This is a genomic window from Paenibacillus sp. FSL P4-0338, from assembly GCF_038002365.1.
In the GTDB taxonomy this organism is placed as follows: Bacteria; Bacillota; Bacilli; order Paenibacillales; family Paenibacillaceae; genus Paenibacillus_AQ.
Genome location: NZ_JBBOCG010000001.1, coordinates 4728220 through 4753308, shown reverse-complemented (window position 1 = coordinate 4753308; position 25089 = coordinate 4728220). Strand labels below are relative to the sequence as shown.

General features: G+C 56.4%; 21 protein-coding genes. 20 read left to right on the top strand and 1 reads right to left on the bottom strand.

What is annotated here, in order from left to right; translation table 11 throughout:
• Nucleotides 1-179 precede the first annotated feature (179 nt).
• A complete protein-coding gene (gene cls, locus MKZ07_RS20880; RefSeq protein WP_036690378.1) occupies nt 180-1688 on the top strand; it encodes a cardiolipin synthase in 1509 nt (502 codons plus the stop codon).
• A gap of 260 nt (nt 1689-1948) precedes the next feature.
• Here cls and MKZ07_RS20875 read toward each other — a convergent pair whose 3' ends face one another.
• Nucleotides 1949-3406, bottom strand: coding sequence for a phospholipase D family protein (locus tag MKZ07_RS20875; RefSeq protein WP_036690422.1), 1458 nt, complete (start codon nt 3404-3406; stop codon nt 1949-1951).
• Between the two features lie 365 nt (nt 3407-3771).
• Here MKZ07_RS20875 and MKZ07_RS20870 point away from each other — a divergent pair, with 365 nt between their 5' ends.
• The 19 genes from MKZ07_RS20870 (at nt 3772) to MKZ07_RS20780 (ending at nt 25023) form a co-directional block, all read left to right on the top strand.
• A complete protein-coding gene (locus tag MKZ07_RS20870) occupies nt 3772-4701 on the top strand; it encodes a MerR family transcriptional regulator (protein WP_235218325.1) in 930 nt (309 codons plus the stop codon).
• 223 nt (nt 4702-4924) lie between these two features.
• Nucleotides 4925-6481 (top strand): phytoene desaturase family protein, encoded by a 1557-nt coding sequence (locus MKZ07_RS20865; protein ID WP_063828964.1) that lies wholly within the window; start codon nt 4925-4927, stop codon nt 6479-6481.
• The gene (locus MKZ07_RS20860) at nt 6478-7998 is read left to right on the top strand and encodes a phytoene desaturase family protein (protein ID WP_036690375.1); all 1521 of its coding nucleotides are present in this window, start codon (nt 6478-6480) and stop codon (nt 7996-7998) included. The genes MKZ07_RS20865 and MKZ07_RS20860 overlap by 4 nt, the downstream gene beginning before the upstream one ends.
• Nucleotides 7991-8848, top strand: a complete 858-nt coding sequence (locus MKZ07_RS20855; protein WP_036690373.1) for a phytoene/squalene synthase family protein — start codon at nt 7991-7993, stop codon at nt 8846-8848. The genes MKZ07_RS20860 and MKZ07_RS20855 overlap by 8 nt, the downstream gene beginning before the upstream one ends.
• A gap of 2 nt (nt 8849-8850) precedes the next feature.
• Nucleotides 8851-9636: a carotenoid biosynthesis protein gene (locus MKZ07_RS20850; protein WP_036690371.1), complete on the top strand. Its 786-nt coding sequence runs from the start codon at nt 8851-8853 to the stop codon at nt 9634-9636.
• Nucleotides 9605-10345 carry a lysophospholipid acyltransferase family protein gene (locus MKZ07_RS20845; RefSeq protein WP_051493120.1) on the top strand — a complete coding sequence of 247 codons (741 nt, stop codon included), beginning with the start codon at nt 9605-9607 and terminating at the stop codon, nt 10343-10345. The genes MKZ07_RS20850 and MKZ07_RS20845 overlap by 32 nt, the downstream gene beginning before the upstream one ends.
• A complete protein-coding gene (locus MKZ07_RS20840; RefSeq protein WP_341027382.1) occupies nt 10342-11499 on the top strand; it encodes a glycosyltransferase family 2 protein in 1158 nt (385 codons plus the stop codon). The genes MKZ07_RS20845 and MKZ07_RS20840 overlap by 4 nt, the downstream gene beginning before the upstream one ends.
• Nucleotides 11496-12971 carry a phytoene desaturase family protein gene (locus MKZ07_RS20835; RefSeq protein WP_341027381.1) on the top strand — a complete coding sequence of 492 codons (1476 nt, stop codon included), beginning with the start codon at nt 11496-11498 and terminating at the stop codon, nt 12969-12971. The genes MKZ07_RS20840 and MKZ07_RS20835 overlap by 4 nt, the downstream gene beginning before the upstream one ends.
• 303 nt (nt 12972-13274) lie before the next feature.
• Complete coding sequence (fni, locus tag MKZ07_RS20830; protein WP_341027379.1) at nt 13275-14420, top strand: type 2 isopentenyl-diphosphate Delta-isomerase; 1146 nt, start codon at nt 13275-13277, stop codon at nt 14418-14420.
• Between the two features lie 43 nt (nt 14421-14463).
• On the top strand, nt 14464-14937 hold the full coding sequence (locus tag MKZ07_RS20825) for a GNAT family N-acetyltransferase (RefSeq protein ID WP_341027376.1): 474 nt from the start codon (nt 14464-14466) through the stop codon (nt 14935-14937).
• Nucleotides 14938-15408: 471 nt separating this feature from the next.
• A complete protein-coding gene (gene ychF / locus MKZ07_RS20820; protein ID WP_036690364.1) occupies nt 15409-16509 on the top strand; it encodes a redox-regulated ATPase YchF in 1101 nt (366 codons plus the stop codon).
• A gap of 230 nt (nt 16510-16739) precedes the next feature.
• Nucleotides 16740-17807: a peptide chain release factor 1 gene (prfA, locus tag MKZ07_RS20815; protein WP_036690363.1), complete on the top strand. Its 1068-nt coding sequence runs from the start codon at nt 16740-16742 to the stop codon at nt 17805-17807.
• 4 nt (nt 17808-17811) lie between these two features.
• Nucleotides 17812-18825, top strand: a complete 1014-nt coding sequence (locus tag MKZ07_RS20810) for a N5-glutamine methyltransferase family protein (RefSeq protein WP_341027375.1) — start codon at nt 17812-17814, stop codon at nt 18823-18825.
• Between the two features lie 341 nt (nt 18826-19166).
• Nucleotides 19167-20360 carry an FtsW/RodA/SpoVE family cell cycle protein gene (locus MKZ07_RS20805; RefSeq protein WP_036699229.1) on the top strand — a complete coding sequence of 398 codons (1194 nt, stop codon included), beginning with the start codon at nt 19167-19169 and terminating at the stop codon, nt 20358-20360.
• A 288-nt stretch (nt 20361-20648) separates the two neighbouring features.
• Nucleotides 20649-21845 (top strand): FtsW/RodA/SpoVE family cell cycle protein, encoded by a 1197-nt coding sequence (locus tag MKZ07_RS20800; RefSeq protein WP_036699228.1) that lies wholly within the window; start codon nt 20649-20651, stop codon nt 21843-21845.
• A 140-nt stretch (nt 21846-21985) separates the two neighbouring features.
• Nucleotides 21986-22744, top strand: coding sequence for a stage II sporulation protein R (spoIIR, locus tag MKZ07_RS20795; protein ID WP_036699233.1), 759 nt, complete (start codon nt 21986-21988; stop codon nt 22742-22744).
• A gap of 151 nt (nt 22745-22895) precedes the next feature.
• Nucleotides 22896-24068, top strand: coding sequence for an L-threonylcarbamoyladenylate synthase (locus MKZ07_RS20790; protein WP_445670293.1), 1173 nt, complete (start codon nt 22896-22898; stop codon nt 24066-24068).
• 61 nt (nt 24069-24129) lie between these two features.
• Nucleotides 24130-24300 (top strand): V-type ATPase 116kDa subunit family protein, encoded by a 171-nt coding sequence (locus tag MKZ07_RS20785; RefSeq protein WP_143804353.1) that lies wholly within the window; start codon nt 24130-24132, stop codon nt 24298-24300.
• 147 nt (nt 24301-24447) lie between these two features.
• Nucleotides 24448-25023 carry a manganese efflux pump MntP gene (locus MKZ07_RS20780; protein WP_341027370.1) on the top strand — a complete coding sequence of 192 codons (576 nt, stop codon included), beginning with the start codon at nt 24448-24450 and terminating at the stop codon, nt 25021-25023.
• Nucleotides 25024-25089: the final 66 nt, after the last annotated feature.

The following is a 25089-nucleotide window of genomic DNA, read 5'->3' as shown; positions in this document are numbered from 1 at the left end:
ATATAAGCCCCCGTTCTGACTAGACAGTTCTGTATTTGACTGATTGGTCAGGGAGATTATATTATATATCCTGCAGCAATACAAATTTGCAGGTTTCAGTAGGAAGAAATGGATTCTTCATGTAAGATATAAATGTGTCATTTTGGTGATAATCGGCGGAATGAGAAGGTAGGGTACATATGAGAAGAGGACTGCAGGCTATGGTCATCATAGCGGCTATGCTGGCGTTCTATTATTTTGGATTTGGGATTTTCGGCAGCACAGCCGGAACCATTATCAGTATTTTTTCTACATTGACGGTCATCTCTATCGGACTCGGTATATTCATGGAGAACCGTAATCCTTCTACCACCGTATCCTGGATTCTGCTGCTGGCGCTGATTCCGGGGTTGGGACTGGTGTTCTACTTCCTGTTCGGACAGAATGTGTTCAAACGGCGCAAGTATGACAAAAAAGCTCAGCGCGATCTCATGGCCTATGAACGGATTGAGAATGACGCACTGCGGATGCACCAGGACTGGTCAGTGTTCAGCCCTGCACGGCAGAAGCTGCTGGGTCTGTCCCAGAGACTGGGCCGGACGCCGATTTCGTTCAGCTCGGAGACGCGCATCTTAACGAACGGTGAAGAGACCTTCGGGACGCTGCTGCTGGAGCTGCGGCAGGCGCAGCATCATATCCATATGGAATACTATATTTTTCGGGCAGATCATATCGGCACGCGCATTCAGCAGATTCTGATTGAGAAAGCCCGAGCGGGCGTGGCGGTCCGGTTCATGTATGACGCGGTCGGGAGCATTCAGCTCTCCAGAGCCTTTCTTAAGGAGCTCAGTGATGCGGGGGTGCAGGTGGCTGCTTACGGCAACTCCACATCCTTTTTCTCCAGCAGGGTGAATTACCGCAATCACCGCAAGATCGTAGTCATCGACGGCGATGTCGGCTTCATGGGCGGGCTGAATGTCGGGGACGAGTACTTGAGCCGCAGCAAGACCTACGGGTTCTGGCGGGACACGCATATGCTGCTGAGAGGCGAAGCGGTGCGGACGATGCAGATAATCTTTCTGCAGGACTGGATGCACACCACCGGTGAGAAAATCCTGGAACAGGATTACCTCTCCCCCCAGCTTCGCTTCACTACCGGAGACGGGGCGGTGCAGATTATTGCCAGCGGCCCGGATAATGAGCGGCGTGCGCTCAAGAATATTTTTTTCTCCATGATAACTACCGCGGAAAAATCCGTCTGGATCGCCAGTCCCTACTTCATTCCCGATGAGGATATACTGACTGCGCTGCGTGTAGCGGCGATGTCGGGGCTGGATGTCCGCCTGCTGTTCCCGGCCAAGCCGGATAAATGGATTCCGTTCCTGGCCTCCCATTCCTACTTCCCGGCGCTGCTGGAGTCCGGTGTGAAGATCTACGAATATGAGAAGGGCTTCATCCACTCCAAGCTGCTGATTGCCGACGGGGAGATTGCTACGATCGGAACGGCCAATATGGATATGCGCAGCTTCCATCTTAATTTCGAGGTGAACGCGCTGCTGCTGCAGACCGAGAGTGTCTCGCGCATTGTCGCAGACTTCGAGCGTGACCTGCAGTCCACGCGGCAGATTGTCCATGAGACCTTCATGGAGAAAAGACTGCTGGAGCGGCTGCTGGAATCCGCAGCCCGGCTGATGTCTCCGCTTCTGTAAGCGGACAAGCAGAATGAAAAACGGTACCGTCCTTTTGGGACACGGTACCGTTTTTTTTGTTTTTAGGAAATTATGATTTTCTTCTGAGGAAGTTCAACTATGGGTTGCTGAATGTGACTGAAGCCTGAAGGTATGCCTACAACCGATTACAATCGGCTGGTACAGCGGCATATGGCCTGAATGTATGCGAAAAACAGCATACATTGTGTTTGCGCACAGGTATCTTATCCACCCGTCTAGGGTGAATTTGTTCTTTTGCATTAGAAGGTAGTGAATCCAAGCCGGGTCTGTATCCGGTAGAGAATGTACTTCAACCAGGTGGCGTCACTCTGATATTCCTTCAGCGGCAGGCTGTATTCAGCCCCCTCGTTGTTCCATAGCCGCTTAAAGTAACCCTCCACCTCCGCATACAAGGGCTGCTCTCGAGGAACAGACACCCAGAGGTCATTCTCCAGGTTATAGTCGTCCAGGTTCCGGGCTGTGAAGTTCGTCGATCCGCCGAGCAGGATGGAGTCGCCTGATGCCTTGGCGATGAACAGCAGCTTGCTGTGATACTGCTCTTCACCTGTGTTGTACCAGCGGATCAGGATATTTCCTTCCGAGCGGCGGTCCAGATCCATGGCAACGGGTCGGTTCGGGATGCCGATTTTGTCCCGTCCGAAGGCATTCTGGTTAGGATCAAGCAGCAGTCTGACCTGGGCACCGCGGGCATCTGCGGCAAGCAGGGCATCAATAATTCTGTCGTCCGCCAGATAGAACATACCCATCCAGACGACATCCCCGGGTCCTGCCGCAGCGATTCCTTCCAGAGCATATTTGTACACCTTGCCTTCGGTCAGATAGCGGACTCCAAGCGGGGCATCACCGGATCCGGCGGCAGGCTGCTTGAACTCAGGAGGCTTGCTTAACAAGGGGCCGGCTCCCGACAGATTAGCCGCCGCCTGCTCGCTCCGCAGAATATCCTCCTGAATAGGACCTTGCACTTCCAGGGCGATGTTGGAATGATAAGCGCTGGCGTCATGCACATTGCCGGAGGAGATCAGAGCGGTGTTCTCACTCAGCACGACCTTGCGGTGATTGGCTTTGACATTCAGCAGCTTCAGATAGGAACGGGCGGTAATGTCCGGTCCTCCGCTGGCCATCAGATTCGGAATCCAGCCGGTGCCGGATTGCCCGAACCACTGGATGAAGGTGCGCCAGACCGCCGAATAAGCAGGTGTCGAATCACGCAGATCGTCCACATCCGTCAGGATAACCTTAATTCCGGCTGCGCTCAGCTCCTCCAGAAGGGCATTGGGCGCAGAGCCGTAATTCGTATTCACCTCATCGGTGATGAAGACGATCTCCATGGCGGGATGGGCGGCTTTCTGGGCAAGCAGCTTATCGGTAAGCTGTCTGCTGACAGCGGGGAACTGCTGGTCTGTATGGGTATAGTTATTGAACAGGAACAGATCGATCACGAGGAACTGCCGGGACTCTTCAATAATCTGCAGAATTCTGGGCAGAATCTGTTCTTCCCTCGCCTGCTTGCCGCTGTTGTCCTGGTAGGTCAGATCATGCCAGAAGGCGACCGTATTCACCTTATAAGCAGGGCTCTCCGCAGAAAGTCCGGGCGGCATCGGCTTATGGGTCTGATAGAGCATCACCCCGGCCAGCCAGAGGAGAAGAAGGATTAGAGCAATCAGGAGCTTGGAACGACGGCTCAGGAAGAGCTGCATCTGACGCTTGTGCCTGGATGCCGTAATGGCACCTGAAGCCAGCGTAATTTGTAACTGTTCGGGTGTGACGGGATGGCGGCCTCGATTCATATTCATCCTCCTGGGTCTGCTGCCGGGCCAGAGCGGCTATAGGGTAGCCCGGCATTGTAAGTACCTATAACGCCCGCTAAGGAGAAGTGAAGCAGCTGAGTGCAAAATCCCTGAAAATTCTAGTGTTACAAGAAGCCCTCCATTTCATCCGTACTGTACCGGCAAGCTGCATAATACAAGTTCTGGTGACATAACACAGAAGCGATTGTATAATGAGTGTAAATAATTTGTATAAGGTTTGAATCTTCAAAGTATTCAGTGTAAACAGGAAGCGAGTGAGATCCATCGTGTATTCCATCAAACAGGTCGTCGAAATGCTCGATATTCCCTCTGTCACTCTGCGGGCTTGGGAGAACCGGTATCAGGCTGTCGTCCCGGAACGTACCGAGTCCGGCTATAGACTGTACAACCAACAGAATATTGAGGACCTTCGCTGGTTGAAGGAACAGACCGATAAACCGGGCATCAGTATCTCACATGCTGTGCGGATGCTGAAGCAGCATAAGCAGAGGGACCTGGATGAACGGCTGTCCGTTGCGGGCGGTGACCCCAAGGATGCCTTGGACAAAATGAGGCAGCAGATCTATGCAGCGCTGCTCGATATCCAGGGTGAGCGGGCGGATGCTCTGATCGATTTCGGGTTCTCCCTGTACGGCTATGAGGCGATGGTCCATCAGGTACTGGTGCCGGTGCTGGTGAAGGTTGGTGATGCCTGGGAGCAGGGGACGGCAACCGTGGCGCAGGAGCATTATATGACACATATGATCTCGAACAGGCTATCCCAGTTCTTTCACGTGTTCCCGGTGTATGCCCATCTGCACAAGGTGCTTGCCTTCTGCCCGGCGGGAGAGCATCACCAGGTCGGCCTGCTGCTGTTCTCGCTGTTCCTGCGCCGGAACGGGGTTGAAGTCATCTATTTGGGGTCCAATACCCCCGAGGACGGTGTGATGGAGCTGCTGGCGAAGCAAGAGCGGATCGGAGCTGTCTGCCTATCCGTTACGAATAGCACTCTGGTTCCTTATACGGAGAAGCTGCTTGAACGGCTGGGCAGCCAGTACCCGGAGCTGCAGCGTATTGCGGGCGGCAAAGCTTATGAGGGAATCAGCCTTCAGGATACCAACGCCACCTATGTGATGGCGGAGCCGCCGGAGCAGTGGCAAGCCTGGTTCGATCAGGAATTTGCCGGAAGCCGGCATAGGGCGTAGTTTTTGTGGCAGATATAGTTAATTTTAATAGAGCATGAGATTCCATAGGAACCGGTCAGAACCCTTGTACAGGGCTGGCCGGTTCTTTTGCTATGGACAAGTCTAGCAACCAAATTGCTGGAAGTGCGGCGGATGATATTTACATGACCCGGCAAAGTATGTATGATATTTGTATCACTATTGTATAGTTTTTGTATAATGTTTGAACGGAGGAGGATGTCGCTTGATCCGAACCACAGATACCACAAAAGTCGCAGTAATCGGCGCAGGGCCGGGCGGGTTAGCCGCCGCCATGCTGCTTGCCGCCGAAGGATATGAAGTAGATCTCTATGAACAGCAAGCGGCGGTTGGCGGAAGATCTGGAGAATTGAAGCTGGGAGACTATCGTTTTGACCGGGGAGCTACCTTCTTGATGATGCCTCATTTGCTGGAGGAGCTGTTCACTCTGGCAGGACGTTCTGTGCATGATTATGTTTCGCTTACGCCGCTTGATCCGCTGTACTCCCTGCATTTTGGAGATACCGTATTTACGCCTTCTACGAACCAGGATCAGACGGCTGAGGAGATTGAGCGGCTGTTCCCCGGCAACGGCAGCGGCTACCGCCGGTTCATGGCAGAAGAAGCCGATAAGCTGGAGCGGGTGATTCCGTTGCTGCAGCGTCCGTTCCAATCGTTAGGAGATTATGTCAAAAGAGATGTGTTCCACGCGCTGCCCAAGCTGAACGCTACAGACACTGTGTACAACCGGCTGTCCCGTTATTTCGATGACGAGCGGCTGCGGTTCTCGTTCACGTTTCAGGCCAAGTATCTGGGGATGTCGCCTTGGGAATGTCCGGGCACCTTCACGATTCTGTCGTACATGGAGCACCGTTACGGCCTGTACCATCCGACCGGCGGAATTAACCGTGTGCTCCAGGCTATGGCTGAGGTCATCCAGGAGCATGGCGGGCGGGTCCATACCGCAAGCGGAGTGAAACGCATTATCGTCAAGGACGGGCAGGCCGCAGGCTTGCTGCTGGAGAACGGGGGGAAGGTGGATGCGGACTATATTGTGATTGGTGCAGATTTTGGTTCTGCAATGACACAATTGTTCGAGCCCGGACTTCTGAAGAAATATGCCCCTGACAAGATTGCCCGCAAAAGATATTCCTGCTCCACCGCCATGCTCTACCTCGGTGTGGATGGAGAGGTGGACCTGGGGCATCATTCGGTTCATTTCGCGGACGACTACCGGCGTAATGTCAAAGAGATCACGGAACTGGGCGTTCTGTCGGAGGATGCCTCTATTTATATCCATAATCCGTCGGTCATTGATAAGACACTGGCGCCTCCCGGCAAATCCTCGCTCTACGTGCTGATGCCGGTGCCTAATCTGAGTGCCGATATTAACTGGGAGCAGGAGCATGCTGAGGTAGAGGACTGGATGATGCAGCGGCTGCAGCAGATTCCGCAGCTGGCCGGAATCGCCGGACGGGTGGAAGAGAGCCTGTTCTTCTCCCCGCTGGACTGGCAGAACCAGCAGAATGTATATAACGGGGCCACCTTCAATCTAGCCCATAATCTTGGGCAGATGATGCATCTGCGGCCGCATAATACCTTCGAGGAGGTACGCGGCATCTGGCTGGTCGGCGGGGGAACCCATCCGGGTAGCGGCCTGCCGACGATCTTCGAGTCGGCCAAGATCAGCGCGCGGCTGCTGCGGGAACATGACCAGGCTGTGCGGGGGCGGTTCACCGTACAGGCAGGCGCGCCAGGCGCAGGTGCGGGGGTTCCGCTATGAGCCGCATTGCCATCGTAGGCAGCGGAATCGGCGGGCTGACGGCGGCGCTGCTGCTTACCCGTCAGGGGCATGAGGTAGTGATCTATGAACGGGCGGCCCAAGCGGGCGGGCGTGTGGCCTTTGAAGAGCAGGACGGCTACCGGATTGACCGCGGGCCTACGATCGTGCTGCTGCCGGAGATGCTTCTGGGTATTCTGGAAGAAGGCGGCCTTCCGCGATCCAGCCTGGAGCTGCTGCACTGTGACCCGCTCTACCGGGTTCACTTCAGAAGCGGGCGGGTACTGACCAAATTCGCGGATGCATCGGCGCAGGCGGAGGAGATTGACCGGCTCTATCCCGGAGAGGGCAAGGGCTTCACCCGGTTCATGAAGGACATGTCGGTGCTGTATCCGCAGGGGCGGACCTCGTTTCTGGAGCGGGGGTATGCAAGCGGGCGGGAATTTTTCAGTCTGGCTAACCTGTCGCTGATGGTCCGCCTGCACGCTTACCGGAACCTGCGATCTGCTATCGGCCAGTATTTCCGGAATGAAGAGCTTAAGGATGCGTTCTCCCTGCAGAGCCTCTATATTGGAGGAGCGCCCTTCCGCACACCGGGCATCTACACCATGCTTCCTTACGCTGAGCATGCCTTCGGCATCTGGATGCTGAAGGGCGGATACGGGACGCTGCCGCAGATCATGGCCCGGGAGCTGGAAGACCGCGGGGTACAGATTCATACGGGCACCGAGGTGGAGTCCTTGCTTGTTGAAGGGAGCCGCTGCTGCGGAGTGGTTGTTCATGGGCAGTCGATTGCTTATGATGCCGTTCTGTACAATGGAGATTTCCCGAATGTAGAGAAGCTGCTGCCGCCTGGTGTGTTCAAGCAGGAACAGGCGCTGGGTGTAACGGAGAATAAGGGCAGACCCGTATCGGCCAAGGGCATAAAACGCGGCACCTGGAAGCCCTCCTCGGGCTGTTTGCTGATCTATGCAGCCACGGATAAGCGCTGGCCGGATTCGCTGGTGCACCAGTTCTTCCTGCCGGACAGTCTGAATAGCAGCCTTCACGAGCTGTTTGACCGGGGACAAATTCCCCAGGATTCATCTTATTATATATTTAATCCGGTAGCACTGGACGATAGTGCAGCTCCTCCCGGACAGAGCGTGCTGTATTTCCTTGTTCCCGTCCCGGCGGCGCCGGATAAGAACTGGGAGGAAATAGCCGGAGCACTAGCCGATACAGTCATGGCGGATGCTGAGAAGCGGGGCTTCCCCGGGCTTGCCGCGAGTGTGATCTGGCGCAGACTGAGAACGCCTGCCGATGCGGAACAGGAAGGCATGTACGGCGGGGGCAGCTTCGGTATTGCACCGCTGCTGAGCCAGTCGGGGGTATTCCGGCCCCAGCCGAAGCCTTATCCTCTTAAGGGGTTGTATGCCGCTGGTGCTTCCGTCCATCCGGGCGGCGGTGTGCCGATTGTGATGCAGGGAGCGAAGCTTGCCGTTCAGGAAATGATAAAGGAGATGAGCGTACATGGATGAAAGGATACTGCAGCAATGTGAGGAACTGATGAAGAAAGGGTCCACTTCGTTCCATAAGGCGTTTGATGTTCTGCCAAGTCCCAGGCGTGAAGCGGTGCATGTTATTTATGCCTTCTGCCGGATTATAGACGATAGTGTGGATGAGCCGGAAGGCGCGCCGTACAGCATCCATGAGCTGCGGGAGCGTTTCATGAATCTGGAGCAGGCGGATGGGCATTTCATCTGGCCGGCGCTGCGCTGGCTGTTCAGCAGCTTCCCGCAGCTTCAGCGTGAGCCGTTTCTTTTGCAGATGGAGGGACAGCTTAGAGATCTTACCTTCACAGCCTATGACACGATGGAGCAGCTTAAGGATTATTGTTATCTTGTAGCGGGAACGGTAGGGGAGATGCTGCTGCCTGTTCTGCGGGATGATCAGAGTGAAGCGGCACGGACCTCGGGAATTGCGCTGGGGATAGGAATGCAGCTGGTGAATATCATCCGCGATGTGGGTGAGGATCTCCGGAGAGGACGCAGATACGTGCCGCTTGAGGTGATGGACAGACATGGCTACAGCCAGCGGGAGCTTGAGGGCGGAGAGGTCAATCACCGTTTCACCGCTGTTATTCAGGAGCTGCGGACAGAAGCGCTTGACTGGTTCCGGCAAGGACTTATGCATGTGCATACGTATCCTTTGGAGAGCGGTCTTGCCATTGAGCTTGCCGCATCCTTCTATGCTGCTATTCTGGATGCAGTGGAGGCAGACGGATATGATGTTTTCCGCAAAAGATCCTATGTCAGCGATGAAGCCAAGCTTCAGCTGTTCCAGCGTACAGTCGTGCGTTATGCCGGTGTAAGAACTGCGGTGGTCTAACGATGGTCCGAACGCTTTTTTGGATTTGGTATACCATCGGTGCGCTGCTCTTAATCGTGTTCGGAATTCCGGATAGTCTGAAGTTCTCTAACGGATTGTTTCTCGTATTCTATGGTGCCTACGGTTTGGACTTAGCAATCAAGGGGCAATGCAAACCCTTCATGTCTGACTGGTCAGTCAATTCTTCGGGAGGCCGGATGACCAAGCGGTTCTGGTATGCTGCAGCTCTTATCTGGTTAGGCGGAATGGCCGTCGAATGGGTAGGCGTGCATTCCGGCCGGTTGTTTGGGGATTATAATTATTCTACTATTCTTGGGCCTTTATTATTTGGTGTGCCGGTTACCCTGGGCTTCGCCTGGATTGCTGTGGTATGCAATGCTGTGCTGATCAGCCATGATTTCGGACAGCGCGGCCTCCGGCTCCTGCTGCTGCGGGCCATGCAGGTTGGCTTCTGGACAGTCCTGATGGATCTGGTGCTCGATCCTGTTGCCCATGCCAGGAACTTCTGGCACTGGGAGGGCGGCGGGGGCTTCTATCAGGTGCCCTGGAGCAATTTCGGCGGCTGGCTGATTGCAGGCGCTGCCTTGTCCATGCTGCTCCCGGCCGTGCCGTTCACCCGCCTGGCTGCCCGCCGGGGCACCCGCCTGTATCAGGCAATCCTGATCCTGTTCGGCCTGATCAGCCTGACAGAGGGACTGCCTGCCTGCACGGTGATCGCTGTGGCAGGCGCCGCACTGGCTGAAGGGAGTCTACGCTATGCTGGAAGCCGTTCCATCGGGAAGGTTTGACTGGTTATTCTACCGCTATAATTCCATGTATCTGCTGCGCAGACATTTCCACTTCATCGGAATCAGCGGAGAGCTTCAGCCCGCTGCCGCTGCCGGGCGGGGGATTCTCTACCTCATGAATCACAGCTCGTGGTGGGACGGCCTGCTGGCCTATCACGCCGTGGGGAAGCTGCCGGGGAAGCGTCATTATTTCATGATGGAAGAGGAGCAGCTACGTAAGTATGCCTTCTTCAGAAAGCTTGGCGCGTACTCCATTAACCCCGGAAGTCCAGCGGATGCGCGGGCTTCCCTGCGCTATACAGCCGGGCTGCTGGAGGCGGGGGAGAGTGTCTGGATGTACCCTGAAGGAGAAATCCGGCCGCTGGAGCACCGGCCGCTGAGTCTGAAGGAAGGGGCTTCCTTGGCGCTGCGGCTCAGTCCGCAGACGGTGGTAGTCCCAGTGACGCTATACCACGGCCTGTTCCGGCATACCAAGCCGGAAGCTACGCTGCTGGCCGGTGCGCCGCTGCTGCTCCCTTGGGCGGAGATGGACCGTTCAGCGATAGCCTGGCGGCTGGAGACTGTTCTTGGCGGACAACTGGAGTCACACCGCTGCAAAGTTCTTAACCATCAAGGCCATATGCCGGACGAATTCCGGCCGCTCCTCCGCCGGGGGAGATCAACCAATGAATGGCTTGATCTGCTGCGGCCGGGCGGAGGGAGAGGATGAATGTGTTCTTTCAGGCTGTAACCGGTATTCTGTTGCTCCAGCTTTTGTTCGCAATGTGGAATGCAGCGCAGCTCCCTAAGCTGGGGGCAGCGCCAGGAGCAAGAGCGGCGCAGGTGCTTCCAGCACCGGCGTCCTCCCGGTCCTTGCGTTTGTCGGTGCTGATCCCCGCCCGGAATGAAGCGGATAATATTGGGGATTGCCTCTCCTCCGTACTGGCATCAAGCACCGGCGGGATCGGGGCGGAGATTATTGTGCTGGATGATTCATCAACTGACGGAACGGGGGGGATTGCCGAAGCAACGGGCGGCGGCAGAATACGCGTTCTGAAGGGAAGGCCGCTGCCGGAGGGCTGGCTGGGCAAGTCCCATGCCTGCGCTCAGCTTGCAGAAGCGGCAAGCGGGGAGTGGCTGCTGTTCCTGGACGCAGATGTCCGTCTTCAGCAGGGGGCGCTTCAAGAGGTGCTCTCTGCTGCTGAAGCAGCGGGCGGCGGCATGATTACCGGCTTCCCCCGGCAGATGACTGGAACTTGGCTGGAGCGGCTGGTGGTTCCCCTGATGGTCTTCACCATCATCTGCCACCTGCCCATTCCGCTGGTCCGCGGCTCCAGAGATCCGCGCTTTGTTGCGGCGCATGGGGGCTTCATCCTGATTCACCGCGACAGTTACAATATCTGCGGCGGGCATGAGGCCATCCGCAGCGAGCTGGTGGATGACATGGCGCTGGCCCGCGCTGTGAAGCGTTCGGGCGGGACAGTGACGCTTATGGATGTTACGGAGCAGGTGTTCATGCGGATGTACCACAATGCACGGCAAGTATGGAACGGCTACCGGAAGAATATCTATGCCGGTATCGGCCGTAGCCCGGTGCTGCTGCTGGGTGTGCTTATTGCATATCTGTCGCTGTATGCGGTGCCCGCCGCCGCCGTTCTGTACTATGGCCTAAGCGGACAGCCAGGCGCGGCGCTCTGGCCTGCTGCTGCACTGCTTGCGGGTCTGGCCGTGAAACGGACCAGTGATGCTGCCGGACGGCAGCCGTTCTGGTTCTGTCTCCTACTCCCGGCGGGTATACTCTGCCTGTTGCTGATTGCTGTGGCATCCTGGCGCGGAAGCCGCACGCGCGCAGGCTATGAATGGAAAGGAAGGCGTTATGGATGAAACCGAAGGCAGTAATCATAGGCGCCGGATTTGGGGGGCTGTCCTGTGCGGTCACGCTTGCCGCGCAGGGCTGGGAAGTGACTGTGCTGGAACGCCAGCAGCAGCCCGGCGGCAAGCTGCAGCGTATTCAGGCGGGGGGCTACACCTTCGACCGGGGTCCAAGTACGATTACGATGCCTCATGTCTTCCGCTCGCTCTATGAGCTTGCGGGAGCCCGCATGGAGGATTATGTCCGGCTCTATGAGCTGGAGCCGCGCACCCGCAATGTCTTTGCAGACGGCAAGGTGGTTGATTTCTCAAGGGATACGGGGCGAATGCGTGAGCAAATGGCCTCCTACAGCCCGGCAGATGCTGCGAAATTCCCGGAGTTTCTGGAGGAAGCTTCGCGGCTGTATCAGCTTAGCGAGAAGCAGTTCCTTAACAGGCTGCTGCTATCCTGGAGGGATAAGCTCTCCCCTTCACTTGTACGGGATCTGGTGCGGGTCCGGCCTTTTCTCTGCCTGCATGACCTTCTGCTCCGCTACTTCAGCCATCCGAATACGCTGGCTATGCTGGGCCGCTATGCCACCTATGTCGGATCTTCACCGTATCGTTCCCCCTCCATCTTCGCCATGCTTGGTCATCTGGAGATTCAGGAAGGCGTATACGGGGTGAAGGGCGGCACCTATGAATTAATTAGCGGTCTGTCTACACTCGCCCGGAATCTGGGCGTGCAGCTGATTACAGGCATGGAGGTAACAGGGATTTCCGTAGTCTCCGGTGCGGTAGAAGGTGTGGATACGGCACAGGGCTTCTACCCGGCCAAGACTGTGATAGCCGGTGGAGATGTCCTCAGCATCAACAAGATGCTGCTGCCTGAAGCGGTTCGTCCGGGAATGACAGACCGCAGGATTGAAGCGTACGAACCCTCTCTGTCGGGGCTGGTAACGCTGGCGGGCGTGCCGCGTACGTATGATGCGCTGCTGCATCATACGGTGTTTTTCCCGGAGGACTATGAGCAGGAATTCAAGGATATCTTCGAGCATAAACGTCCGCCGCAGCAGCCGACAGTGTATGTATGTCACTCCGGTTATTCCGAGCCTGAGATGGCGCCTGAGGGCGGCAGCAACCTGTTCATTCTGGCTAATGCGCCTTATCTAAGCCCGGCCTGCGATTGGAGTGAGGAGAGGGATGCGTACGGGGAGCGGGTGATGTCTGTACTGGAGAGCCACGGGGTGAGTGGGCTGTCGTCCGCAGATGTGCTGGAGCGGTATACCCCGCAGGATATCGCACGCGATACGCTGGCGCATCAGGGGGCCATTTACGGGATATCCTCCAATACGGTGAAGCAGACCTTCTCCCGCCCGGGCAACCGATCCAGTGATGTTAAGGGACTGTGGTATGTAGGCGGAACCACGCATCCTGGCGGGGGAACACCTGTAGTTTCCTTGTCCGGCAGGCTGGTGGGCGAATATATTGCAAGCCATGTATGAAGAGTGAGCACCCCGCCAGCGTTCAACGGCCGAGCGGGGTTGTGCTATAGTTGTGCTATAATGGAAGGTAATTGTGGAGCGGGATATATGGCAAGTGGAGACAGTTGGGCCGCCCTTAGGGCGGCAATGGTTCTTGAATAACTCATAGAGTGACGTTGTTGCTGAATGTATGCTAAAAACAGCATACATAGTGCTCGCAGGCAGGCGTAAGGCCGAATGTATGTGGAAAACAGCATACATAGTACTCACAGGCAGGCGTTGTTATAGTTTGAGAATAGTGCAGCAGAAACGGAGGAAGACAGCATGAATGATATGCCGCGAAATGGTGTGCCGCAGAGTGCTAGGGAGCAGCCAGGAACAGGGCCCCAGCCACGGCAGGAGGCAGCAGGCTCAGGCCTTGCCGGACATAAATCTCTGCTGCCCGACTCCAGAACCGGAGAACGGAAGATTGAGCATGTACGGCTCTGCCTGAATGAAGATGTGGCCGGCAACGGAATTACAACCGGGTTCGAGCAGTACCGGTTCCGCCATAACGCGCTGCCAGAGCTGGATTACGATACCATCTCACTGGGCACTGAATTCTTAGGCCGTACGCTGCGTACCCCGCTGCTGATCAGCTCCATGACCGGGGGGAGTGCGGCTACAGGGAAGATTAATGAGCGGCTGGCCGAAGCGGCGGAGCGCAGGGGCTGGGCGCTGGGAGTCGGCTCGGTGCGCGCGGCTGTAGAACGCGCGGAGCTGGCGGCTACCTTCCATGTGCGGGCCAACGCACCCACGATTCCGGTCATTGCCAATGTCGGAGCGGTCCAGCTCGCCTACGGCTTCGGGGTAGAAGAATGCCGCAGGGCAGTTAAGATTGCCGGAGCGGACTGGCTGGTTCTCCATCTGAACGGGCTGCAGGAGGTATTCCAGCCCGAGGGTGACACTGGCTTCGGTTCCCTGTTGAAGCGGATAGAGGCATTATGCCGGACCCTTGAGATTCCAGTGGGGATCAAGGAGGTCGGGTGGGGGATTGACGGCGATACGGCCGCCCGGCTGTATCAGGCTGGCGCTGCCTTCATTGATGTCGCCGGAGCAGGCGGCACTTCATGGAGCCAGGTGGAGAAGTTCCGCAGCATCGACCCGGTACGGCGTGCGGCAGCAGAGGCCTTCGCCGACTGGGGCATTCCCACGGCGGAGTGCATTGCCGAGGTCCGTGCGGTCTCCCCGCGCGGGGCATTGATCGGCAGCGGCGGACTGAAGCACGGCGTCGATGCCGCTAAGGCGCTGGCCCTCGGCGCTGATCTTGCGGGCTTCGGACGGGGGCTGCTGGGTCCGGCCGTCAGCTCCGAGGAGGCGCTGGATCAGGCGCTGGCCCAGGTAGAGCTGGAGCTGCGGACGGTGATGTTCGGCATCGGCGCGCCGGATCTTGCCGCGCTGCGCGGAACGCCGCGTATGGTCCGGCGTTGACGCCAGGCTTGCTTTTATAATCAGACCGAAGGAAGGTATCCAAATGACGATTACATTGGTCCCGATGGACGAATCAGCGTTTCAGTCGTTCTTGAAGCAATCTACCCAAGATTATGCAGAAGAGAAAATACAAGCCGGAGCCTGGGATGCAGATACGGCGTTGACGCAGGCCCAAGAAGCAATGAATCGCTACCTGCCGCAAGGCCTCAATACGGTGGGAGCTTATTTCTATTCGGTAGTAGAGGACGCTTCGGGGACTCAAGCCGGTTATATCTGGTTCAACGTGACCGAGAACCGCGGGGTGCGGGAGGCGTTCATTTATGACATTTATATCTTTGAGCCGTTCCAGGGCCGGGGCTATGGTAAACAGACACTGCTGCTGCTGGATGAAGAAGCTAAGAAGCTGAAGGCGGCCAAGATCGGCCTGCATGTCTTCGGGCATAACGAACGCGCCTTCGGGCTATATAAGAAAATGGGCTTCCAGGTTACAGACATCACAATGTCCAAAACACTCTAGGCCGCAGGCGGAAAGTAGCACCAGGAAGGCATAAGGTTCTGCATAGCACCTGCCGAAGTAACTGGACTCCTCAAGGAGTCTTTTTGCATAAGGGGCAGTGTTCGGGAGTAAGTGCGACGGTGTGTGAGCTAAGGATTCACGGAAAAACGAACAAAATGGGACTGGTGCAACGTATAGTCGAAATGTAGTCGAAAAACCGACTACAATTAGACTGGACGCGCCGTGTAGGCTGGATGTAGTCGAAAAACTGATTACAATTGGAGCGGAAGCGCCGTGTAGGCTGAATGTAGTCGAAAAACAGATCACAACGGGCAGAGCCAAGTAAATATTTTTTACCCGGTAAGATGAGTTTGGCCGCCCGCCCTTGACATCCGCTGTTGCTGGAGAATTTGTTCTAATATATAATGGTTTGAGATCAGTTCGGTATTCATGCGGTGATCAAACCAACCGAAAATAGGAGTTGTCATATAAATGGCTTTGAAAGCAGGTATCGTTGGACTTCCCAACGTAGGCAAATCGACATTATTCAATGCAATCACACAAGCGGGCGCAGAATCCGCCAACTATCCGTTCTGCACCATCGACCCGAACGTCGGGGTTGTAGAAGTACCGGACGAACGTCTGGATAAGCTGGTGGAGCTGGTACAGCCGAACAAGACGGTTCCGACCGCTTTTGAATTCGTCGATATTGCCGGACTGGTGCGCGGCGCGAGCAAGGGCGAAGGCCTGGGCAACAAGTTCCTGGCCCATATCCGCGAGGTGGATGCCATTGTTCATGTGGTGCGCTGCTTCGTCGATGAGAACGTGACCCACGTAGACGGCAAGGTAAATCCGATCAGCGACATCCAGACGATTAACCTGGAGCTGATTCTGGCTGACCTGGAGAGCGTGGAGAAGCGGATTGAGCGTTCCCGCAAAAATATTAAGGGCGGCGACAAGAAATACGCCCAGGAAGTAGAAGTACTGGAGCGTGTGAAGGAAGCTTTGTATCTGGACCAGCCTGCCCGCAGTCTGGAGCTGTCCGACGATGAGCGCTCGATCGTGCGTGATCTTCACCTGCTCACCCTGAAGCCGGTGCTGTATGCGGCGAATGTGGGCGAGGACGAGGTGGCGACTGCCGAGGAGAATCCTTATGTGCAGCAGGTCCGTGAATTCGCAGCAGCCGAGAATGCTGAAGTCGTGCCGATCAGCGCGAAGGTGGAAGCGGAGATTGCAGAGCTGGAAGGTGAAGACAAGGAGATGTTCCTGGAGGAGCTGGGTCTGCAGGAATCCGGGCTTAACCGTCTGATCAAAGCGGCATACAAGCTGCTGGGCTTGTACACTTATTTCACTGCGGGCGTTCAAGAGGTTCGTGCCTGGACCATCCGCAAGGGCACCAAGGCCCCTGGAGCAGCAGGCGTCATTCATACGGACTTCGAGCGCGGTTTTATCCGGGCGGAGGTTGTAGCTTACACCGATCTGGTGGCGGCAGGTTCAATGAACGGTGCCAAGGAACGCGGGCAGCTGCGTCTGGAAGGTAAGGAATATCTGGTGCAGGACGGCGACGTTATGCATTTCCGGTTCAACGTATAGATACTTTTCGCTTGTTATAGAGAGGCCATTCAGGAGTAGAGGTTTGCTTGCTGGATGGTCTCTTTGCGTCATCTGAATCTTTTTCAAAAGATTTCCCCATCCCCCCCGCTTGTAGTGTAGCCAATTGAGGCTTGTGGTGGTATAATATAAAGTCGTATATCTACTTCAGTTGTAGCAACAATTTAAAGTAATATTGAACGAAGAATTTGAATCAGGAGAGGTGAATTCCCTTGTTGGACCGATTGCAATCCCTGGCGGACCGCTATGAGAAACTCAGTGAACTGCTATGTGACCCGGATGTTGCAAGCGACAGTAAGAAACTGAGGGACTATTCCAAAGAACAATCCGACTTGCAGCCCGCCTTCGAGGCGTATAGCGAATATAAGAACGTAATGGAAGAGCTCGAAGCTGCGAAGATGATGCAGGCCGAGAAGCTTGATGATGAAATGAAAGAAATGGTCAAGATGGAGATCGAGGAGCTGTCCGAGCGTCAGACCGTTCTTGAGGAGAAGATTCGTCTGCTCCTGCTGCCTAAGGACCCTAATGACGACAAGAACGTAATCGTGGAAATCCGCGGCGCAGCCGGCGGGGATGAAGCGGCCTTGTTCGCCTCTGACCTCTACCGGATGTATACCCGTTATGCCGATACCCAGGGATGGCGCGTAGAGCTGATGGATGTGAACACGAATGATCTCGGCGGCTTCAAGGAAGTGATCTTCCAAATTACCGGGCGCGGCGCTTACAGCAAAATGAAATTCGAAAGCGGCGCACACCGTGTGCAGCGCATCCCTACCACAGAATCCGGCGGACGTATCCATACCTCTACCTCTACGGTTGCTGTAATGCCGGAAGCGGAAGATTTCGAAATCGAAATTCATGACAAGGATATCCGTGTCGATACCTTCTGTTCGAGCGGCGCGGGCGGACAGTCCGTTAACACGACCAAATCAGCAGTACGTGTAACCCATGTACCTACGGGGATCGTGGCTACCTGTCAGGACGGCAAGTCCCAGAACTCCAACAAGGATAAGGCGCTGAAGGTGCTGCGTACCCGGATCTCGGATCTGAAGCGTCAGGAAGAGGAAGCGAAGTATTCCGGAGAACGTAAAAGCAAGGTGGGAACCGGTGACCGCAGTGAGCGTATCCGTACCTACAACTTCCCGCAGAGCCGTGTGACGGATCACCGGATCGGCTTAACCCTCCACCGTCTGGACCAGGTGATGAACGGGGATATTACCGAGATTATCTCGGCATTGTCGATTGCGGAACAAGCAGAATTGATGGAAAAAGGAGAATAATGCTTTGAAACACGACCCTTACGTCATGTCGGAAGTGCAAAGCATCCGGGAAGCCTTTGCGGAGGCTTCTTCTTTTTTGGCCGGGCACGGCCTAACGGAGCCGCAGCGCAGCAGCCAGCTCCTGCTGGAGCATGTGCTGGGCTTGTCCGGGGCGGCTTATTATATGGCGCTGGCTGATCCGTTCCCGCCGGCATGCAAGGCCGAATGGGAAGCAATGGTGACCCGCCGGGCGGCGGGAGAACCGGTGCAATACATCATCGGCGAGCAGGAATTCTACGGCCGGGCCTTCGAGGTCACGCCCGATGTGCTGATCCCCCGCCCGGAGACGGAGCTGCTCGTCGAGGCGATTCTGAAGTACGGCGCGGAGCTGTGGCCGGACGGGCTGGCGGGGGTGCGGGGCGAAGCCGCACCGGAAGCTATGGCGGCTGCGGATGAAGCAGCCGCCCACAGCGGGGCGGGCCGCAGCCCAGCCCGCCGGGAGAGCGGCGCGGGCGCAGCCGGCGCCGCACGGCCGCTGACCGCCGTCGATATCGGCGCCGGCAGCGGAGCCATCTCCGTCACGCTGGCGGCGGAAGCGCCGGTGTGGCGGGTCTGCGCCGGCGATATCTCGCCCGGCGCACTGGCCGTGGCCCGGCGCAATGCGCAGCGGCACGGCACGGCGGTGGACCTGCGGCTCGGCGATCTGCTCGAGCCGTTCGCGGGGCTGGAGACGGATATCCTCGTCTCCAACCCGCCGTACATCCCCGGCGGCGACATCGCCGGGCTGCAGCGCGAGGTGCGCGATCATGAGCCGCGCACGGCACTGGACGGCGGCGGGGACGGGCTGGACCCGTACCGCCGCATGATGGAGCAGCTGCCGCTGCTCTCGGCTCCGCCGCGCCTGGTCGGCTTTGAGCTCGGCCAGGGGCAGGCCGAGCAGGTGGCCGGATTGCTGCGGGCAGCCGGACATTGGGACGAGATCATCACCATCGATGATCTCGCCGGGATTCCCCGGCATGTGCTCGGGATAGCTCGGTGAGGACGGGGAACGGACTGAGAAGACGCTATTTGCTCAAATAACGCGAAAAGATCAACACTTGTGGACTGAGAAGACCTTATTGCCTGTAAACAGGCCTGTGTGAGCAACCAACTGAACGAATAGCGTCCTCTCTGTCCGCATTACTTCAGGGAAGGTGCTTTTGCAGCGAATAAGGTCCGCTCAGTCCGCTGCATTGGAGGTGGCCCGGCTGTTCACCTAACAGAGTACCCCCAAACGATGGAAATTGTATTTAGGCGGCCCCTTCCTTTACAATAGACAAGACGGAACTTCTGCCTGCAGACATGAACGGGAAGAACCAGTACTGAGTAAGGAGACAGAATATGCTTCAGAAGATTAAAAAGATTGACGGTGTCATCCTGGTGATTCTTGTGCTGCTGATGGTGGTCAGCATTTTCTCCATATATAGTGTGACCCACGGGCGTGAGAGGCTGGACGGGTCGCATATTAAGATGATCAAATTCTATATCGTGGGCTTCGTTGCCTTTATCGGGCTGACGTTCGTGGATTATCGCCTGTTTGTAAAATACGCGTTGTATGTGTACATCACGGGCATTGGCATTCTGGTCCTGGTCAGCTTCGTCGGTACAGAGCAGAACGGCGCACAAGGCTGGATCAAGTTCGGTACAAGCTTCAGTCTTCAGCCAGCGGAGCTGTTCAAGCTGATTCTTATTCTGTTCCTGGCGGCTGTGCTGGTCCGCAAGAATAAGAATAAGCTGCTGTTCTGGCGCGATGTAGTCCCGCTGGGATTATTCAGTTTCGTGCCGTTTGTCATCGTAATCAGCCAGAATGACCTGGGGAATGCGCTCTCGTACATCGTTATTCTGATCGGTCTCCTGTGGATCGGCAATATTAAATTCACCCATGCGCTGATCGGGCTGCTGGTTATAGGCGGCTCGGCGGCTGCCGGAATTATGAGTTATATTCATTATCACGATGAAATTAAGGATTTTCTGGTAGATATCAAACGCTCGCACTGGATTGAGCGCTTCGACCCGTGGCTGGTGCCGGATAAGGCGACGGCCAAAGCGATTTATCATACGAAGAACGCCAAAATGGCCATCGCTTCCGGCGGCATGAGCGGTGAAGGCTATATGACGGGCAGCTCGGTGCAGACCGACCGTGTACCGTACACCTACTCGGACTCCATTTTTGTACAGATTGCGGAGGAATACGGCTTTGTCGGGTCGGCATTGGTGCTGCTGCTGTACTTTATCCTCATTCACCGGATGATTCTAATAGCACTGGAGTGCAAGGATAGGGGCGGGCCATTCCTGATCGTCGGGGTGGTGGCGATGCTGCTGTACCAGATTTTTGAGAATATCGGGGCCTTCCTGGGCCTGATGCCGTTGACCGGGATTACGCTGCCGTTCATCAGCTTCGGGGGAACCTCACTGCTGATCAATATGGCGAGCATAGGACTTGTCATGAGCGTACGTCTGCATGGGCAAGAGGTGGAAGAGGATCTGCCGAGTCCTGCGCTGTATTCTTCCCCGGCTCCCGCCAAGAGAAGCTAACTCATTAAGAATAGTAAAGCCCGCGCATATGGGGAAGCTGGATGCTTCATCTATACCGGAATTCTTCGTATACGAAGGGTTCCGGTATTTTAGTTTTGAAATGTAAGAATTCATGTGTCTGGGCGTCTACGGAACTAAGGCCGTTCGGATGAAGTGGATCAGCTATGCAGAAATAGAAAAATTGAATAGATGCTCCCAATTGAATTACAATGGAAATTAGTGGGTTGAAGCCTGGGCTGGGTGTAACGGGCGGATTCCTAATCCGGAGAGGTTGAGGGGTATATCCTTATGTTGCAGAGAATCAAAAGAATAGACGGCAGCATTGTGCTTATTTTGATTGTGCTGATGGGGATCTGTATCTTCTCCATTTATAGCGTGACTCACGGAAGAGACGATCTGGACGGAATGCATATCAGGATGCTTAAGTATTATGCTGTGGGCTTTGTCGCTTTTATCCTGATCACCCTGTTCGATTACCGCCTGCTGGTACGGTATGGGCTCTATATTTATATTGCCGGGATTGGGATTCTGCTGTCGGTCAGCTTTTTTGGCAAGGTGAAGAACGGTGCCCAAGGCTGGATCGGTATTGGAGATTTAAGCATTCAGCCGGCGGAACTGTTCAAGCTGATTCTAATTATTTTTCTGACCACCATGCTTGTCCGCAAAAATAAAACCCGGCTCCAGTTCTGGCGCGATGTCGTGCCGCTGGGTCTGATTGCATTCATGCCGTGCGCGCTGGTCATCATCCAGAATGATCTGGGCAATGCGCTCAGCTATATCGTAATCCTGCTTGGCCTGCTATGGATCGGGCGTATCAAATTCTCCCATGCGCTGATCGGGCTGATTATCGCGGGCGGGGCAATTCTGGGCTTCATCCTGTGCTATATCAACTATCACGAGCAGACGGTTAATTTCATTGAAAAAACGCTGGGCCGGGATCATTTCGTCAGCCGGTTTGACCCTTGGCTCGTGCCTGATCTAGCCAGCAGCAAAGCGAGCTATCAGACGAAAAATGCCCAGACGGCGATTGGCTCCGGGGGCCTCAAGGGAGAAGGCTATTTGCAAGGCAGCTCCGTACAGAGCAACCGTGTGCCGTATCTGTATTCGGAATCGATTTTTGTGCAGATTGGGGAGGAATTCGGCTTCCTGGGCGCAGCGGCGCTGCTGATGCTCTTTTTTATCCTGATCCACAGATTAATACTGATTGCCTTGGAATGCAGGGACCGCGGCGGGCCGCTGCTGATTGTCGGGATCGTGGCGATGCTGCTGTATCAGATTCTGGAGAATATTGGGGCGATGACCGGACTGATGCCGCTGACCGGCATTACCCTGCCTTTCATCAGCTACGGCGGGACCTCGCTGCTGATTAATATGGCCTGCATGGGGATAGCGATGAGCGTAAGGCTCTACGGACAGGATGTGGAGGACGATCTCCCGCTGCCGCAGCCGGACGCGAAGGGCAAATCCCTTTTGTCCAAAAACTAGGCAACTGCCGTCTCTACTTCATAAATAATAGATTACTAGGTTTGCAGTCTCTCATTCCTGGACATACTGGGAACATAAGAGGTTCAGAGGGAGAGGGGCTGCGGAAGATGGAGGATGTTAAGCTGGAGCGAGGGGATTCCCTGCGGATTACCTTTAAGTATACTGCCATTTTAATTTGTTTTTTTATGATTCTGATGATGGCCTGGGAAGGGCAAAAAAGTGATGCTGCTGTTGCAGAGGTATCCATCCCGCAGGAGTCAATCCGCTTGCGTATTCTGGCGAATTCGGACGGCACCGGGGATCAGCTGGTGAAGCGCCAGATTCGTGACCGGATCGTGGAGCAGATTAATCAGTGGGTGGCCGGACTGGAAGATCCGCAGAGTCTGGAGCAGGCCCGTGCCCTGATCCGTAATCACCTGCCGGAGCTGAATGAGCTGGTGGGCAGAGAGCTGGCGCTGCGCGGGATTGAATACGGCTATCAGGTGGAGCTGGGCACGGTTCCTTTTCCGACCAAAATGTATGGCGGCCGGGTCTACCCTGCCGGAGAATACGAGGCTGTCCGGGTTACGCTTGGAGCAGGTAAGGGACAGAACTGGTGGTGCGTGCTGTTTCCGCCGCTTTGCTTTATCGATGCGGGAACCGGGGATGCTGCGGCTGCGGAACCGGCTGCTGCGAAGGCTGGAGCTAAGGATGTTACTAAGGTCTCAGCCAAGGCTTCGGGAGACGGCGCGAAGGTGAAGGGTGCGGATGGAACAGCGCAAGGGGCAGTATCCAGTCTCTCGGATTCTGCTAACAAGGAAGGAAGCTCGGGTGATGCTGCTGGGACACCGAAGGTGAAGTTCTTCGTGTGGGAGCTGCTGAAGAATATCTGGAGCTGGATCTGCGGGCTGTTCGCCTGAATGTCCTGAGAAGGATGGTGTAGACGCATATTGGATTCTACAGTTTTTGCGCCGGATATGGTACGATGATTGCAGCACTTGAGCAGAAGCGGCTCCGCCTGAGGGGGCCGTTTTTGGCGTAATAATTCAATTAGAAAGCTAGTGATGATAGATGACAGAAGATAAGCATTCACCGTTCGCGGCCCAGCGCCGCAGCGGTCATATAGAGTCTACTCTGTACTGGAGCCTTGCTTCCGGTAAGGAGGGAACAGATGGCGGATTGGGGAGTTCTGCCAGTTGGCAGCCGGGCGGGAGTGACCTGGGCATGATCTCAGAAGCGGCAACGCTGCTGCGGAACGGGGAGACGGTGGCCTTTCCGACGGAGACGGTGTACGGACTGGGTGCAGACGCGCGGAATACAGCAGCGGTTGAAGCGGTATTCGCAGCCAAAGGTCGTCCCTCGGACAACCCGCTGATCGTGCATATTGCCCGGCGGGAGGATCTTGAACGTCTGGTGACGGAGGTGCATCCGGTGGCCTCGGCGCTGATCGATGCCTTCTGGCCCGGCCCGCTGACGCTGGTACTGCCGGTGCGTCCCGGCGTCCTCTCGCCGCTGGTGACGGCAGGCCTGGATACGGTTGGCGTGCGCATGCCGGATCATCCGGTGGCGCTTGCGCTGCTGCGCGCGGCGGATTGTCCGGTTGCTGCGCCCAGCGCTAACCGGTCCGGGCGGCCAAGTCCTACGCTGGCCGCCCATGTGCTGGAAGACCTCGCCGGATTTATCGGCGGGGTTCTGGACGGCGGCGCGGCCGGGGTCGGCCTGGAGTCGACCGTGGTGCAGGTGCAGCCGGACGGGACGGTAGCCGTGCTCCGTCCAGGGGGCATCACCGCCGAGCAGCTCGCGGCGGTGACCGGCACTGAAGCGGCCGCCGCGAAGCCGGCCGCCGGCAGCAGCCCGGCGCCGCGCGCTCCGGGCATGAAGTACACGCACTATGCCCCGCGCGGCGCGCTTGGCATCGTACGCGGCTCCTCCGCGCAGCGCGTGGCGGATACCGCCGCAGGGCTGCTGCAGGCGGCGCAGCGGGCGGGCGAGATCACGGGCCTGCTCCTCTTCGAGGAGCATAGGGCCCTGTATCCCGCCGACCCGGCTGCCTGCACGGTGTCTCTCGGCTCGCTGTCCTCGCCGGAGGAGGCGGCCCGCTTCCTGTATGCCGCCTTGCGGCGTTTTGATGAAGCGGGGGCCACGTACATTCTGGCCGAGGCCTGCCCGGTCACGGGCCTCGGCGCAGCCATCATGAACCGGCTGATGAAAGCCGCCGGTGATACGGTAATCGACGCCGGTTAGCAGGCTGCTCTGTTAGCATGAACCGTGTCCGCCTGTTAAGCCGCTGGAAGGAGGTGCTTCTATGAGTGGAAAGGATCAGGAAGCCGATCAGGACAAAGTCAGAGAGCTTGAACGTCAACTGAAGGAACACGGTCAGCAGTTGGCGGAGATGGAGGGGCAGTTGGCCGAGATGGAGGAGGAGCTGGACATCCTCAAAAAGTCAAAGGAATATTTCGATAAACCCGAAAAATGAATTTTCAGATAAGCTGATACACCTGATTTCACGCAGGCTCTGGCTCCCTCCAGCCCCACCTGCCATCCACCTCACAGTCATGAATACCATCTTGTCCGCATATCGTTGTTGTACAAGAACTTACGGACTCAGGGTGGAGGGTTATTCATGGGCTGGGACGGAATATATGGGGGCTGGGGCCAGTTAGTAACAATAGCTATTATGGCAGTTGCGCTGGGGATGGATGCGTTCTCGCTGGGCGTAGGCATCGGGATGAGGGGCATCCGTCTGCTGCATGTGCTGCAGCTTAGCCTGCTGATTGCTTTTTTTCATGTACTGATGCCGCTGCTGGGCCTGTTCACGGGCAGCTATGTCGGCCATTTGCTGGGACAGGTTACCACGTATGCCGCCGGAGCCCTGCTGGTTCTGCTGGGCGGACATATGGTGTTCAATTCCTTCCGCCAGGACGACGGCGGCAGCAGCCGGCAGATGGATCACCGGACGATCTGGGGGATGCTGCTGATCTCGCTCAGTGTAAGTGTGGATTCTTTCTCGGTCGGGGTTTCACTCGGGATGTTTGTGAATAGTATTATACTAACCGTGCTGGCCTTCGGTGCCTGCGGCGGTGTCATGTCGATTACGGGGCTGCTGCTGGGCCGTCGGGTAAGCCGCGGACTCGGAGAATACGGGGAAGCGCTGGGCGGAGCCATCCTGCTGGCGTTTGGTTTGATGTTCATCTTCTGATACAATAACGGCAATACCCACGATTTTTTAGCTTTATACCGAAATTATAATGTTTACCGGAGGTGG

Coding starts and splice junctions, on each gene's coding strand:
- cls (WP_036690378.1), top strand. CDS start 180: ATGAGAAGAGGACTGCAGGCTATGGTCATCATAGCGGCTATGCTGGCG.
- MKZ07_RS20875 (WP_036690422.1), bottom strand. CDS start 3,406: ATGCAGCTCTTCCTGAGCCGTCGTTCCAAGCTCCTGATTGCTCTAATC.
- MKZ07_RS20860 (WP_036690375.1), top strand. CDS start 6,478: ATGAGCCGCATTGCCATCGTAGGCAGCGGAATCGGCGGGCTGACGGCG.
- MKZ07_RS20855 (WP_036690373.1), top strand. CDS start 7,991: ATGGATGAAAGGATACTGCAGCAATGTGAGGAACTGATGAAGAAAGGG.
- MKZ07_RS20850 (WP_036690371.1), top strand. CDS start 8,851: ATGGTCCGAACGCTTTTTTGGATTTGGTATACCATCGGTGCGCTGCTC.
- MKZ07_RS20845 (WP_051493120.1), top strand. CDS start 9,605: ATGCTGGAAGCCGTTCCATCGGGAAGGTTTGACTGGTTATTCTACCGC.
- MKZ07_RS20840 (WP_341027382.1), top strand. CDS start 10,342: ATGAATGTGTTCTTTCAGGCTGTAACCGGTATTCTGTTGCTCCAGCTT.
- MKZ07_RS20835 (WP_341027381.1), top strand. CDS start 11,496: ATGAAACCGAAGGCAGTAATCATAGGCGCCGGATTTGGGGGGCTGTCC.
- fni (WP_341027379.1), top strand. CDS start 13,275: ATGAATGATATGCCGCGAAATGGTGTGCCGCAGAGTGCTAGGGAGCAG.
- MKZ07_RS20825 (WP_341027376.1), top strand. CDS start 14,464: ATGACGATTACATTGGTCCCGATGGACGAATCAGCGTTTCAGTCGTTC.
- ychF (WP_036690364.1), top strand. CDS start 15,409: ATGGCTTTGAAAGCAGGTATCGTTGGACTTCCCAACGTAGGCAAATCG.
- MKZ07_RS20805 (WP_036699229.1), top strand. CDS start 19,167: ATGCTTCAGAAGATTAAAAAGATTGACGGTGTCATCCTGGTGATTCTT.
- MKZ07_RS20800 (WP_036699228.1), top strand. CDS start 20,649: ATGTTGCAGAGAATCAAAAGAATAGACGGCAGCATTGTGCTTATTTTG.
- MKZ07_RS20790 (WP_445670293.1), top strand. CDS start 22,896: ATGACAGAAGATAAGCATTCACCGTTCGCGGCCCAGCGCCGCAGCGGT.
- MKZ07_RS20785 (WP_143804353.1), top strand. CDS start 24,130: ATGAGTGGAAAGGATCAGGAAGCCGATCAGGACAAAGTCAGAGAGCTT.
- MKZ07_RS20780 (WP_341027370.1), top strand. CDS start 24,448: ATGGGCTGGGACGGAATATATGGGGGCTGGGGCCAGTTAGTAACAATA.